General features: G+C 75.4%; 11 protein-coding genes. 10 read left to right on the top strand and 1 reads right to left on the bottom strand.

What is annotated here, in order from left to right; all coding sequences use genetic code 11:
* The first annotated feature begins 135 nt into the window (after positions 1–135).
* The 3 genes from ACFYXU_RS18535 to ACFYXU_RS18525 all read left to right on the top strand — a co-directional run bounded on the left by ACFYXU_RS18535 (position 136) and on the right by ACFYXU_RS18525 (position 5,106).
* On the top strand, positions 136–2,205 hold the full coding sequence (locus tag ACFYXU_RS18535) for a DUF4139 domain-containing protein (RefSeq protein ID WP_389458633.1): 2,070 nt from the start codon (positions 136–138) through the stop codon (positions 2,203–2,205).
* Between the two features lie 8 nt (positions 2,206–2,213).
* Positions 2,214–3,776 (top strand): mucoidy inhibitor MuiA family protein, encoded by a 1,563-nt coding sequence (locus ACFYXU_RS18530; protein WP_389458631.1) that lies wholly within the window; start codon positions 2,214–2,216, stop codon positions 3,774–3,776.
* 139 nt (positions 3,777–3,915) lie between these two features.
* Positions 3,916–5,106 (top strand): nitric oxide synthase oxygenase, encoded by a 1,191-nt coding sequence (locus tag ACFYXU_RS18525; protein ID WP_376514099.1) that lies wholly within the window; start codon positions 3,916–3,918, stop codon positions 5,104–5,106.
* A 12-nt stretch (positions 5,107–5,118) separates the two neighbouring features.
* Here the strand turns inward: ACFYXU_RS18525 and ACFYXU_RS18520 are convergent, their stop codons facing one another.
* On the bottom strand, positions 5,119–5,466 hold the full coding sequence (locus tag ACFYXU_RS18520) for a DUF190 domain-containing protein (protein WP_389406080.1): 348 nt from the start codon (positions 5,464–5,466) through the stop codon (positions 5,119–5,121).
* Between the two features lie 253 nt (positions 5,467–5,719).
* Between ACFYXU_RS18520 and ACFYXU_RS18515 the strand changes: the two genes are divergently transcribed.
* From ACFYXU_RS18515 to ACFYXU_RS18485, 7 genes are all read left to right on the top strand, one after another.
* Entirely contained in the window at positions 5,720–7,633 is a 1,914-nt protein-coding gene (locus tag ACFYXU_RS18515; protein WP_389458628.1) for a serine/threonine-protein kinase, read from the top strand.
* A gap of 132 nt (positions 7,634–7,765) precedes the next feature.
* The gene (locus ACFYXU_RS18510; RefSeq protein WP_376514094.1) at positions 7,766–9,352 is read left to right on the top strand and encodes a sensor histidine kinase; all 1,587 of its coding nucleotides are present in this window, start codon (positions 7,766–7,768) and stop codon (positions 9,350–9,352) included.
* Positions 9,349–9,750 carry a roadblock/LC7 domain-containing protein gene (locus ACFYXU_RS18505; protein ID WP_030690508.1) on the top strand — a complete coding sequence of 134 codons (402 nt, stop codon included), beginning with the start codon at positions 9,349–9,351 and terminating at the stop codon, positions 9,748–9,750. The genes ACFYXU_RS18510 and ACFYXU_RS18505 overlap by 4 nt, the downstream gene beginning before the upstream one ends.
* Entirely contained in the window at positions 9,747–10,100 is a 354-nt protein-coding gene (locus ACFYXU_RS18500; protein ID WP_329852643.1) for a DUF742 domain-containing protein, read from the top strand. The genes ACFYXU_RS18505 and ACFYXU_RS18500 overlap by 4 nt, the downstream gene beginning before the upstream one ends.
* Positions 10,081–10,707, top strand: a complete 627-nt coding sequence (locus ACFYXU_RS18495) for an ATP/GTP-binding protein (RefSeq protein WP_376514092.1) — start codon at positions 10,081–10,083, stop codon at positions 10,705–10,707. Before ACFYXU_RS18500 ends, ACFYXU_RS18495 begins: the two co-directional genes overlap by 20 nt.
* The gene (locus tag ACFYXU_RS18490) at positions 10,704–11,933 is read left to right on the top strand and encodes a cytochrome P450 (protein ID WP_329852645.1); all 1,230 of its coding nucleotides are present in this window, start codon (positions 10,704–10,706) and stop codon (positions 11,931–11,933) included. Before ACFYXU_RS18495 ends, ACFYXU_RS18490 begins: the two co-directional genes overlap by 4 nt.
* Positions 11,930–13,174, top strand: a complete 1,245-nt coding sequence (locus tag ACFYXU_RS18485; RefSeq protein ID WP_376514090.1) for a cytochrome P450 — start codon at positions 11,930–11,932, stop codon at positions 13,172–13,174. Before ACFYXU_RS18490 ends, ACFYXU_RS18485 begins: the two co-directional genes overlap by 4 nt.
* The last annotated feature ends 60 nt before the right edge of the window (positions 13,175–13,234 follow it).

Below are 13,234 nucleotides of genomic sequence, written 5' to 3'. Positions count from 1 at the left end.
CCTTCCCTCGTCGTTGCCTGCCGAGACCCTCACGCGGAAGATCTTGCAGCGCCGGGGCGGTCCCGGACAAGGTCCGGCCCCCGGACGCCCCCGGCGTAGGCTGCCCCCGACACACCCGGGGCAAGAGGGGGGCGCATGACGGTCGGTACGGCGCGGAGGTGGGGGTCCGCCCTCGACGCGGTCGTGGTGTACGCGCAGGGCGCGCTGTGCCGGCGGCTGGCGCGGGGCACGGTGCCGCCGGACGGCCGGGTGCGGGTGACGGGCCTGCCCCGCACGGTCGATCCCGGTTCCCTGCGGGTCCGGGTCCTGGGCGGCTCCGCCGTGCGGGTCACCGAGGCGCGCGTGGAGGTCGAGGCGGAGCCCCGGGGCGCCGCCGCTGCCGACGGACTGCGGGGCGAGGCCGACCGGCTGGGCGAGGCGCACGCGGCCGCGGTGGCGCGCCGCGACCGGCACCGGACGCTGATCGCCGAGGTCGAGGGCCTGCGCCCGGTCCCGCCGCCCCGCAAGCGCGAGGACCCGCACCGCCGGACCCCGGTCGAGGCGTGGCTGGAGCTCGCCGCCTTCGTCGACGAGCGGTTGACGGCGCTGCACGCCCGGCTGGCCGAGCTCGACGCGGCGGTGGTGCGTGCCGAGCACGAGCTGGAGGTCGCCTTCGACCGGCTCGAACGCGCCTCCACCGACGCGGCGGCCGCGCACGTCGAGACCACGGTCTGCGCCGTGCTGACCCTCGACGGAGCGGGTGCGGAGGAGCAGGTGGAGCTGGAGGTGGAGTACGGCGTGCCGGGTGCCGTGTGGGTGCCGACGTACCGCCTCACCCACCGTCAGGGCGACGGCGGCGGCCGCCTCGTGCTGCGCGCCTCGGTCGCGCAGCGGACCGGCGAGGACTGGACCGGGGTGCGCGTCGCGTTCGCCACGGCCGACCTGCGGCGGCGCACCGATCTCCCGGCGCTCCGCTCGGTCCGGATCGGCCGCCGCCAGTCGGCGCCCGCGCCCTCGGGCTGGCGGGAGCCCCCGGCGGGGCTCGCCGACCTGTTCACCGGGTACGAGGCGGCCGGCCCGGCACCGGAGCGCTACGCCGGGGGTTCGGCGGTCGGGGGCGCTGTGCCCCTGCCCGTGGCGGCGCCCGCTCCCGTCACGGCCGCACCGCCGCCCCCGCCCCCGCCGCCGCCTCCCGCTCCCGCGCAGCCGGGTGCCACGTACGGCGCCGCTCCGGGGTTCGCCGGCGGCCCGCCGGCCCGGGCACGGAGCGCGGCGCCGCGCCCCGGCGGCCGGCCGGCCGGCGGTGGCGCGGGCTTCGTGGCCCACCCGCCCCAGGCCTCGGCGCCCCCGGCCCCGCCGGGGGCAGCGCCGGCTCCGCCGCCGGTGGGTCCGCCGCGGCCGAGCGGCACCGAACTCGACTACGCCGCCCTCGTGCTCGCCGGACCCGAGGAGCCGGGCGCCCGGCGCGGCCGGCTGTTCCCCGGCGGCTCCTCGGACGCCGTCGCCGACGAGTACCGGCGCCGCGCCGAGGCGGTGGCCTCGCTGCCGCTGCCCCGGCACGCGGTCCGCCCCCGCACGTCCGCGGGTTCGTTCGACCACCGGTTCGACGCCGCCGCCCGGGCCGACGTGCCCTCGGACGGCACCTGGCACACCGTCACCGTCGGCGAGATCCCGGTCGTCCTGCACACCGAGCACCTCTGCGTGCCGTCCGTGGACCCGACCGTGTACGCGACCCTCGCGGTCTCCAACACCACCCGGCAGGCGCTGCTCGCGGGACCGGTGGAGGTCACCGTCGACGACGACTTCCTCGTCACCGCCGCCCTGCCCACCCTCGCGCCCGGCGGCGTCCGCCGGCTCGGGCTCGGGCCCGCCGAGGGCGTCCGCGTCACCCGCCGCACCCATCTGAAGGAGTCGACCGCGGGCCTGCGCAACAACGTCACGGTGCTCGACCACCGCGTCCACGTCGAGCTGGCGAACCGCCTCGCGGGCCCCGTCAGCGTCGAGGTGCACGAGCGGGTGCCGGTCTCCTCCGAGCCCGACGTCCGCATCGAGGAGCGCGCCGACTGGTCGGAGCCCGACGAGGGCGCGACGGCCGAGGCGCACGCCCCGGGCACCCGCGTCTGGCGGGTGGAGCTGCCCCCGGGCGGCACCGCCGCGCTGGACGGCGGCTACGAGATCCGCATACCGGCCGGCAAGGCCCTGGTCGACGGCAACCGCAGGAGCTGACACCCACCATGACCTCGGAATCCCGGCCGATCCCCCTGCCCGTCACCGCCGTCACCTGCCTGGAGGACCGCGCCCACGTCGAGCGCACCGCCGCGCTCGACCTGGAGGCGGGCGTGCGGCGGCTGCGCCTCGGGCCGGTCGGCGCGCTCGCCGCCGACCGCACCCTCCACGCCGAGCTGTCCTGCGACCACCCGGCCACCGTGCTCGACGCGCGGATCGTCCGCACGTGGACGCCACGGCCTCCGGCGACGCCCGCCGAGGACGACTCGCCGCTCCGCCGCCGCGCGCACGCCCTGGAGGAGGAACGCCTCGCCGCGGAGCACCGGCGCGACCGGCTGCGGGCCCGTCTCGACCTGCTCGGGCGGCTCGCCGCCGACCTGCTGCGGGAGATCGCGGAGGGTGCCGGCCTCGGCGAGTCCGAGGGGGCCCGCTGGGGCCGCGAACTGGACCGCGTGGACGCCGAGCGCGACCTGCGCGGCGAGGAACTGCGTACCGTGGAGGCCCGGTCGGCGGAACTCCACGTCGAACTCGGCGCGGTCCGGCGGGCCCTGGAGCTCGCCGAGGAGGAGCCCGCCGAGCTGGTCGCCCATGTGGAGCTGACCGTGGAGGCCTCGGTCGCGGGACCGGCGCGGCTGCGGGTGAGCCACCTCAGCCCGTGCGCCCTGTGGCGGCCGGCCTACCGGGCCGCGCTGGACGGCGAGTCCCTGACGGTGGAGACCGAGGCCGTGGTCTGGCAGCGCACCGGCGAGGACTGGACGGACGTGCGGCTGACGCTGTCGACGGCGCGGTCGGCGCTCGCGACCGATCCGCCCCGGCTCACCGAGGACCGGCTGACGCTCAGGGACCGCGGCGCCGCCGAGCGCCGCACGATCGACGTCGAGGTCCGCGAGGAGGAGATCGCGACGCTCGGGCCGGCCCCGGTGGTCGGTCTGCCGGGCGTGGACGACGGCGGGGAGGCCCGTGTCCTGCACGCCCCCGCGCCGGTCTCGGTGCCCTCGGACGGGCGTGCCCACCGGGTACCGCTGTCCTCCTTCACGACCGCCGCGAGCAGTGAGCACGCCTGCTCCCCCGAGCTGTCCCCGCTGGTCACGCAGGTGGTGCGGGGCGACAACCGGTCCGGTCACGCGCTGCTCGCCGGGCCCGTGGACCTCGTCAGGGGCGGCGGGTTCACGGGCCGGGGCTCGCTGGACTTCACGGCTCCGGGCGCCGCCTTCGAGCTCGCCTTCGGCAGCCGCGACGACCACCGGGTGGTCCGGGAGACCGAGGAGTCCCGCGACACCACGGGCCTCACGCAGCGGACCGTGGTGACCCGCACGGTCCGGCTGCACGTGTCCCGCTTCTCGCCGCCCGGCGAGCAGGGCGACCGGGTGATCGTGCTGCGCGAGCGGATTCCCGTCTCCGAGGTGTCCGCGGTGGAGGTGCGGCTGCGCGAGGAGGCCTGCTCCCCGGCACCGGCGTCCGTCGACGCCGAGGGCATCGTCCGCTGGGACGTCCCGCTGCCGCCCGGCGGGCGGCAGACGGTCACCCTGGTGTACGAGCTGTCGGCGGCGGCCAAGGTCGCGGGGCTCTGAGCGCCCCGGGGCCCGGGCGGTGCCCGGCCTCCGGGGCCGGGCACCTTACCAGGACACCGGCTCTCCCGTACGAATGTCCCGTTACTCTCCACAATCACCTGGATGCGTGCGGTAGTCATGGGTGCGGGAGGGAAACACCTTGGTCTTCAGTCTGGGTCGCCGCCGCAAGGCCGCCGCTGTCAGCGCCTGTCCGTACACGTCCGCTTCCCCGTCCGACGGGCCGGACGGGCCCTCGGCGGCGCCCGCACCCCGGGTGACGGACCGCGCGGAGGCGGAGGACTTCCTCCGGCAGTTCCACCGGGAGCAGCCGGGCGGGGACGTGGAGCGCCGGGTCCGTGAGGCGCTGGCCGAGATCGGCCGCACGGGCACGTACACGCACACCCCGGCCGAGCTCTCCTTCGGCGCCCAGGTCGCCTGGCGCAACGCGGCCCGCTGCATCGGCCGGCTCTACTGGCGCAGCCTGGTCGTGCGGGACCTGCGGCACGTCACGACGGCCGACGGGATCGCCGCGCAGTGCTTCGAGCACCTGCGGCTGGCGGGGAACGGGGGCCGGATCCGTCCGGTGATCTCGGTGTTCGCCCCGGACCGGCCGGGGCGTCCCGCGCCGAGGATCGTCAACGACCAGCTCGTGCGGTACGCGGGCCACCGCACCGCCGAGGGCCGCTGGACCGGCGATCCGCGCGGCGCCTCGTCGACGGACCGCGCCCTCGGCCTGGGGTGGAAGCGGGGCGAAGAGCCCTTCCAGGTGCTGCCGTTGATGGTCGAGGAGCGGCCGGGCGCGCGGCCCGAGTGGTACGAGGTGCCCGACGGCTGCCTCCTGGAGGTGCCGCTGCGGCATCCGGACCACGCGTGGTTCGCCGACCTCGGACTGCGCTGGTACGCGGTGCCGGCGATCAGCGACATGACGCTGGAGATCGGCGGGGTGCGCTATCCGGCGGCGCCGTTCAACGGCTGGTACATGGGCACGGAGATAGGCGCCCGCAACCTCGCCGACGCCGAGCGGTACGACCTCCTCCCGGTGGTGGCCGACCGGCTGGGCCTGGACCGCTCCTCGGAGCGGACGCTATGGCGGGACCGGGCGCTGGTCGAGCTGAACGTGGCGGTGCTGCACTCCTTCCACGAGGCCGGGGTGACGATGGCCGACCATCACACCGAGTCCGAGCGGTTCCTGCGGCACATCGCGCGGGAGAGCAGCCACGGCAGGCCCACGCCCGCCGACTGGAGCTGGATCGTGCCACCCGTGTCCGGCTCCGCGACCCCGGTCTTCCACCGGTACTACGACCCGGTGGACACGTCCCTGCGGCCCGCGTTCCTGGCCCGGGGGCAGTAGCGGGGCGGGCCGTCACGCGGGCTTCGGGCGGCCGACGTAGCGGAAGACCTCGCAGTCGTCGAGGATCACCAGGCCCTCCCCGACCATGGCGTCGAGCTCGGGCAGGAAGCCGCGGACCTTCTCCTCGGTGTCGACGACGACCACGGCGACCGGGAGGTCCTCGCTCAGGGACAGCAGCCGCTGGGTGTGGATCAGTGAGGACGCCCCGAAGCCCTCGATACCGCGGAACACGCTCGCGCCCGCGAGCCCGGCCTCCCGGGCGCGCGCCACGATCTGGGTGTACAGCGGCTTGTGGTGCCAGGTGTCGGACTCGCCCACGAAGACCGTCACCCGCAGTGCTCTGCCCCTCAGCCTGGTCATCGCCGCCTCCCTGCCGTACGGCCTCGCGCGGCCCCTCGCGCGGCGGCGAGACGGGCCCGCACTTCGAGTCTACGGTCGTGCCGGCCGAGCGGCGGGGCGCCGAGTCGGCCACGGGCGGGGCTTGCCCGGCGGCGTGTGCGCGGAGCGCGCCGGGCGCACGGCTGCCGAGGTCAGGACGGACGCGGCCGAGGTCGCGGGCCACCGGTAGGGTGCCCTCCGGCAAACAGTGTTCTGCGTGGGGAGACATGGGCTCATGGGCGGTCAGCAAGCGGACCGGGACGGCTCCGGGGTGTTCCAGCCTCTGGCGGCGGACGACCCGACGACGGTCGCCGGATATCGGCTCGCGGCCCGGCTCGGCGCCGGCGGCATGGGCAAGGTGTACCTGTCGTACACGCCCGGCGGGCGGGCCGTGGCGATCAAGCTGATCCGTCCGGAGTTCGGCGAGGACGCGGAGTTCCGGCGCCGCTTCGCCCAGGAGGTCCGCTCGGCGCAGCGCGTCCAGGGTCTCTTCACCGCGCCCGTGATCGACGCGGACCCCGACGGCGCGCAGCCGTGGCTGGCCACCGCGTACGTGCCGGGCCCCTCGCTCGCCGACGCGGTCGTGGCACACGGGGCGCTGCCGGTGGAGACGGTGCTGCTGCTCGTCGCGGGCATGGCGGAGGCCCTGCACGTCATCCACGGCGCGGGCATCGTGCACCGCGACCTGAAGCCGTCCAACGTGCTGCTCGCCGCGGACGGTCCCCGCGTCATCGACTTCGGCATCGCCCACGCGGCCGACGCGACGTCCCTGACGGGCAGTGGGGTCACCATCGGGACGCCGTCGTTCATGGCGCCCGAGCAGGCGGCGGGGCGGCCGGTCACCGGGGCCACGGACGTGTTCGCGCTCGGCCAGGTCGCGGCGTACGCGGCGACGGGCGTCCCGGCCTTCGGCGAGGGCACCGGGCACGGGGTGCTGTACCGGATCGTGCACGAGCAGCCGGACCTGAGCGCGGTCCCGGAGCGTCTCGCCGAGCTGGTGACGCGCTGCCTGGCGAAGGATCCGGAGGACCGGCCGACGCTGACCGAAATCATCCGGCTCTGCCAGGCCGCGAACGCGGCGACCGTGCTGCGGCGGCCGGAGGACTGGCTGCCGGGCGCGGTGTCCGCCGAGATCTCCGCCCGTACGGCGGCCCCCGCCCCGCCGCAGGCGCCCCCGCCGCCGACGGTCGCCCCGTCGGCCGCGCCCGCGGGCTGGTCGCCGACGGTGCCGGCCGCACCGTCGAGCCCGCCGTCGGCCCCTCCTTCGAGCCCGCCGTCGACCCCGCCGCCCGGATTCGGCCCGCCGCCGAGCACGTCGCCCGCTGCCCCGTCGGCCCCGGTCGCGCCGCCGGCTCCCGCCGTCGCCTACGCCCCGACGCAGGGCCCCGGCGGGCCGGGGTACGCGCCCGCGCACGGCCCCGTCGGTCCTCCGCACCCCCCGCAGCAGTGGCCCGGCCGTCCCGCCCCGGCCGGGTACGGGACGCGGCCGCCGCAGCCGCCCGGGCAGAAGAAGAGCGGCGGGCGCGGTCTCCTCATCGCCGTGGCCGCGGTGCTCGCCTTCGCCGTCGCGGGCGGCGCGACGGCCTATGTCGTGCTGAAGGACGAGGACGGGGGGACGGCCTCCGGGCCCGACGGCACGAGCTCGCCGGGCACGCGCGGCAGCGGGGGCACAGGGACCGGTACGGGTACGGGTACGGGTACGGGTACGGGCAAGGGGAGTTCGACCCCCGGGCCGTCCAAGGCACCGGCCCCGCAGGCGGCCACGTACCAGGACATCAACCTCACGGCCGGCTACCACCTGACCCTCGGGGACGACACCGTCCGTCCGCAGGACGGGGAGGACAACAACTACGACCTGTCCTACGACACGGGCGGCTATCTCGACGCCGAGAGCAGCGGCGGCAACCTGGTGCTGCTCGACCCGGGCCAGAAGGGCGGTCTGGAGGCGTGCCGCGCGGAGACCCGGTTCGCCACGAACATCTACGTGAACAAGCTGTCTCCGGGGCGTCAGGTCTGTGTCACGACGGGCACGGGTCATCTCGGCCTCGTCACCGTCAAGGCCTTCTCGCCGGAGGATTCGCCGAGCACCTACCTGACCCTCGATCTGACGGTGTGGCGGAACGCGGCCCCAACGGCCGCCACCAACTGAACAATTCCGCAACACATGCCGTGATCTGCATACCGATCCGATCAAGGGAGGTTCCGAACCGATCAAGATCGGATCTATAGTGCCGTCGTTACGACTCCCCACCCCGCGTGCCTGTTCTCGAGAGTCTGGTTGATGTCGGCGCCGTCCACCCCCTTCCGCCCTGCCCTGCTCGCCTCGTCGCTGACAGCCGTCGCGGGTGGTGCGCTCGCCGTCGCCGCGACCGCCGCGGCGCCGGCCGAGATCCGTTCCGCACTCGGCTGGTTCGCCGGCTGCGGCGTGCTGCTCCTCGCGGCCGCCGCCTGCGCCGTCACCTGGTACGGCCGGACCTCGCGCTCGCTGAGCCGCAAGGTCGAGACCCTCACCGCCGAACTCACCTCCGCCCACGCCTCGGCCGCCCGGCGGACCGCCGAATCGGCGCGCGAGAGCGCGGCCCTGACGGAGCGGTACGAGACGCAGGCCGCCGCGGCCGAGGCGGCCCACACCGCCACGGCCCGCGAACTGACGCGGGCTCATACCGCCCGGACCGAGGAGCTGGTCCGGACCCGGACGGAGGAGGTGCGACGGCTGGAGGGCCGGCTGCGCCGCGCCGAGTCCGGACGCTCCGCCGCCATGGCCGCCGCCGCCAACGCGGCCGGCCGCATGCAGGCCCTGGCCACGAGCATGCTCGCCGACCTGCGGGAGATGGAGCACCGGCACGCCGACGAGGACGTGCTGACCGATCTGCTCCACCTCGACCACCGCACCGCCCAGGCCGGCCGCCTCGCCGACTCCGTCGCCGTCCTCACCGGCGCCCGGTCCGGCCGCCGCTGGGCCCGGCCCATCGTCATGGAGTCGATCCTGCGCGGCGCCATGGGCCGGATCGGCGGCTACCAGCGGGTGCGGCTGCACTCCAGCAGCGACGCGGCCGTCGCCGGGCACGCGGCCGAGGGCGTCATGCACGCCCTGGCCGAACTCATGGACAACGCCGCTAACTTCTCGCCGCCCACCGCCGAGGTCCACGTCTACGTCGAGGAGGTCCCGGCCGGGGTCATCATCGCGGTCGAGGACAGCGGCCTGGTGATGAGCGACGTGCAGCTGCGCCGCGCGGAGGCCGCGGTCGGCTCGACGACGCAGGATCTGGCCGGTCTCTCCGGCACCCGGCTCGGTCTGGCCGTCGTCGGCCGGCTGGCCCGCAAGCACGGTCTGACCGTGTCCTTCCGCCCCTCGGCCCGCGGCGGCACCGGCGCGCTGCTCATGCTGCCCCAGGAGCTGATCAGCCACGTGCCCGCCGAGCCGGCCACCGCCCCCGCCACCGGTCTGCCGCCCGTGACGGGCCGCGCTCCGGCGGCGCCCGCGCCCGCCGCCCCGGCGCCGCTCCCCGCTCCGGCCGCCGAGCCCGGGACCAGCCACGACAGCGCGGCCGACAGCACCGGCGAGCACCCCCGGTTCGGTGAGAGCGGCCTGCCGCGCCGCCGTCGCGGCCGCGCCATGGCCGCCGCCCACCCCGACGGCCCCGAGGCCGCCCCCAAGCCGCGTGCCGAGAGCCCGCGCACGGGCGCCGCGGCCGGGGCCGCCACCCGCTTCGGCACCTTCCGCCAGGCGGTCCGCGGCACCGGGACCCCGGCGGCCGGCCCGCGGACGGAGCCCGGCCCGGAGCCCGTCGTCGAACCCCCCGTCGACGCGCCGAGCGACGACACCCCCCGCACGAACCCCCCGTACCCGGAAGGCACCCCGTCATGACCGGCACCACCACCGACGAGAAGCTCAGCTGGCTCCTGGAGGGCCTGCTGGAACGCACCCCGGGCACCCGTCACGCCCTGGTGCTCTCCCGTGACGGGCTCAAGCTCTGCCGCACCCCCGAGCTCTCCGTCGACCAGGCCGACCAGCTCGCCGCGATCGCCGCCGGCATCCAGAGCCTGTCGCACGGCGCCTCGGTGGAGTTCGGCGACGGCACGGGCGGGGTCCGCTCCGCGATGGCCGAGTTCTACGGCGGCATCCTGTTCATCGTGGAGGCCGGCGAGGGCGCCCACCTCGCGCTCGTCGCCGACGAGGACGCCGACGCCGGGCTCGTGGGCCACAACATGTCCGAACTGGTGGAGCAGCTGGGCGAGTACCTGGTCGCGAGGCCCCGGGGATGAGCCGCGGCAGGCCGGGCCGGGACGACTCTCCCGACCGGCTCTACACCCTGACCGGCGGGCGCACCCGCGCCGGGTCCGACTCCTTCGACCTGGTGACGCTCGTGGTCGCCGAGAGCGATCCGGTCGTCGGCATGCAGTCCGAGCACGCCGCGATCCTGCGCATGTGCCGTTTCCCCACGGCCGTGGTGGAGGTGGCGGCGGGGCTCGGCCTGCCGGTGTCGATCACGCGGATCCTCCTCGCCGACCTGCACGACACCGGCCGGATCAGCGCGCGGCACCCCCGCGCCGCGTACCGCCTTCCCGATCACGACATCCTGGAGCAGGTGCTCGTTGGACTCCGTAACCTCTGAACAGCGCCAGACCCTGCACAGCACCGCCGACAACGGCCTGAAGATCGTCGTCGTCGGCGGTTTCGGAGTCGGCAAGACCACCCTGGTCCGCTCGGTCAGCGAGATCCGTCCGCTGAACACCGAGGAGACGATGACCCAGGCCGGCGAGGGCGTCGACGACACCGTCGGCGTCGCCGCGAAGACGGCCACCACGGTCGCCTTCGACTTCGGCCGGATCTCGCTGGACGCGCACAACGTCCTGTACCTGTTCGGGGCGCCCGGCCAGGAGCGGTTCTGGTTCCTGTGGGACCGGCTGTTCTCCGGGACGCTCGGCGCGGTCGTCCTCGTCGACACCCGCCGCCTCGCCGACTCCTGGTACGCGATCGACCGCCTGGAGCACCACGGCACGCCGTTCGTCGTGGCCTGCAACGACTTCGGCGGTCCGGCCCACACCCCCGCCCAGATCCGCGAGGCCCTCGACCTCCCCGACGCGGTCCCGCTGGTCTTCTGCGACGCCCGGTCGCGCGAGTCCAGCAAGCAGGTGCTGATCTCGCTCGTGGAACACCTGCGGACCGTCGTCGCGGCCTCCCGGCCGACCCCCCATCCCCTCCCGGAGCCCACCCCGTGACCCTCCCCGAGCCCCAGCCGGTCCCGCTGAGCGGGCCCCGGTTCCAGACCGACCCCACCGAGCTGTACCGGCAGATACGACGCGAGCACGGGGCCGTCGCCCCGGTCGTGCTCGACGGGGGCGTGCCGGCCTGGCTGGTCCTCGGCTACCGCGAGCTGCACCAGGTCACCAGCGACCCGGTCCTCTTCTCCCGCGACTCCGACCTGTGGAACCAGTGGGACGCCATCCCGGCGGACTGGCCCCTGCTGCCCATGATCGGGCGCAAGCAGCCGTCCATCCTCTACACGGTCGGCGAGCGCCACCGCGAGCGCGCCGGGGTCGTCTCCGACGCGCTGGAGGCGATCGACCCGTTCGTCCTGCGGGAGCGCACCGAGCGGTTCGCCGACGAGCTCATCGACGCGCTGTGCGGCAAGGGCTCCTGCGACATCATCGCCGAGTACGCGATGCTGCTGCCGGTCCGCGTCCTCGCCAGCTGCTACGGCTTCGCCGACGAGCAGGGCCCCGGCCTGGTCACCGCGATGAACGACATGATCAACGGCCAGGAGGGCGCGCTGGAGGGCCAGCGCCACCTGGCGGAGTCGATGTTCGCGCTGCTCGCCGCCAAGTCCGCGGACCCGGGCGACGACGTCGCCTCGCGGATGCTCGGCAACACCGCCGGGTTCACCGTCGAGGAGGTCGCCCAGGACCTCATGGTGATGATGGCGGCGGGCCACCAGCCGACCGCCGACTGGATCGGCAACTCGCTGCGCCTGATGCTCACCGACGACCGTTTCGCGGCCTCGCTGGCCGGCGGCCGGCACAGCGTCGGCGAGGCGATGAACGAGGTCCTGTGGGAGGACACCCCGACGCAGAACGTCGCCGGACGGTGGGCCTCCCGCGACACCCACCTCGGCGGGCGCCGGATCGGCGGCGGCGACCTGCTGCTGCTCGGTCTGGCCGCGGCCAACTCCGACCCCCATGTCCGCACCGACTCCGGCGCGTTCACCGGCGGCAACAACGCGCACCTCTCCTTCGGCCACGGCGAGCACCGCTGCCCGTTCCCGGCCCAGGAGGTCGCCGAGACCATCGCAAGGACCGGGATCGAGGTGCTGCTCGACCGGCTCCCGGACGTGGACCTCGCGGTCGCCGAGGGCGCGCTCGCCCGTCGCCCCTCCCCCTGGCTGCGCGGCCTGACCGCGCTCCCCGTGACGTACACCCCGACCCCCGCCCTTGGAGCCCTCGGATGAGCTGCCCGTACGACCACACCGCCGTGTCCGGCACCGACGTGATCGAGCTCGACCCCTTCGTCACCGACCTCGACGGCGAGAGCGCGCGGCTGCGCGCCGCCGGTCCGCTGGCCCGTGTCGTCCTGCCCGGCGGGGTGCCCTGCTGGGCCGTCACCCGGCACGCCGAGGCCCGCAAGCTGCTCACCGACGCCCGTCTCGTGAAGGACATCGACGTCTGGGGCGCGTGGCAGCGCGGTGAGATACCCCTGGACTGGCCGCTGATCGGCCTCGCGAACCCCGGCCGTTCGATGCTGACCGTGGACGGCGAGGAGCACCGGCGGCTGCGGACGCTGGTGGCGCAGGCGCTGACGGCGCGCCGGGTGGAGCGGCTGCGCGCGGGCATCGAGTCCCTCACGGAGGGGATGCTGGACCGGCTGGCCGAGCGTCCGGCGGGCGAGGTCGTGGACCTGAAGGCGGAGTTCGCCTACCCGCTGCCGATGAACGTGGTGGGCGAGCTGATGGGCGTGGACCCGGCCGACCACCCGCGGATGAAGGCGCTGTTCGACACGTTCTTCTCGACGCAGACGCCGCCCGAGGAGGTCCCGCGGATGATGGCGGACCTGGGCGCGCTCTTCGCCGGGATCGTGGCGGGCAAGGCGGAGCGGCCGGGTGACGACCTCACGAGCGCGCTGATCGCGGCCTCGGAGGGCGGTGACCGGCTGAGCACGGAGGAGATCACCAACACCCTCCAGCTGATGGTGGCGGCCGGGCACGAGACGACGATCAGCCTGATCGTGAACGCCGTCGTCGCCCTGGAGACCCACCCCGAGCAGCGGGCCCTGGTGCTCAAGGGCGAGGTGCCGTGGGAGAACGTGATCGAGGAGACCCTGCGCTGGTCGACCCCGACCTCGCACGTCCTGATCCGCTTCGCGACCGAGGACATCGAGGTCGGTGACGGGGTCCTGCCGAAGGGCGAGGCGCTGATCGTGTCGTTCGGCGCGATCGGCCGGGACGAGGAGCAGCACGGGCCGACGGCGGACGCCTTCGACGTGACCCGGACGCCGAACCGGCACATCTCCTTCGGGCACGGCCCGCACGTGTGCCCGGGTGCGGCGCTCTCCCGTCTGGAGGCCTCGGTGGCGCTGCCCGCGCTGTACGAGCGATTCCCGGAGCTCCGTCTCGCGGTGGGCCGCGAGGAGCTGCGCAACAAGCCGGTGGTGACCCAGAACGACCTCTTCGACCTGCCGGTCGTCCTGTCCTGACGGGTCGGGCGCGTCCTGCTCGCAGCGCCCCGTGGCTCCCGGCCGCGGGGCGCTATGCTG

It is taken from the genome of Streptomyces sp. NPDC002232, assembly GCF_042890295.1.
Lineage (GTDB): Bacteria > Actinomycetota > Actinomycetes > Streptomycetales > Streptomycetaceae > Streptomyces.
This window is presented reverse-complemented; position numbering and strand designations above follow the sequence as displayed.

Bases quoted from the DNA above. Each gene is read 5' to 3' on its own strand.
- ACFYXU_RS18535 (WP_389458633.1), top strand. From the start codon at position 136: ATGACGGTCGGTACGGCGCGGAGGTGGGGGTCCGCCCTCGACGCGGTC.
- ACFYXU_RS18530 (WP_389458631.1), top strand. From the start codon at position 2,214: ATGACCTCGGAATCCCGGCCGATCCCCCTGCCCGTCACCGCCGTCACC.
- ACFYXU_RS18520 (WP_389406080.1), bottom strand. From the start codon at position 5,466: ATGACCAGGCTGAGGGGCAGAGCACTGCGGGTGACGGTCTTCGTGGGC.
- ACFYXU_RS18515 (WP_389458628.1), top strand. From the start codon at position 5,720: ATGGGCGGTCAGCAAGCGGACCGGGACGGCTCCGGGGTGTTCCAGCCT.
- ACFYXU_RS18510 (WP_376514094.1), top strand. From the start codon at position 7,766: ATGTCGGCGCCGTCCACCCCCTTCCGCCCTGCCCTGCTCGCCTCGTCG.
- ACFYXU_RS18505 (WP_030690508.1), top strand. From the start codon at position 9,349: ATGACCGGCACCACCACCGACGAGAAGCTCAGCTGGCTCCTGGAGGGC.
- ACFYXU_RS18500 (WP_329852643.1), top strand. From the start codon at position 9,747: ATGAGCCGCGGCAGGCCGGGCCGGGACGACTCTCCCGACCGGCTCTAC.
- ACFYXU_RS18485 (WP_376514090.1), top strand. From the start codon at position 11,930: ATGAGCTGCCCGTACGACCACACCGCCGTGTCCGGCACCGACGTGATC.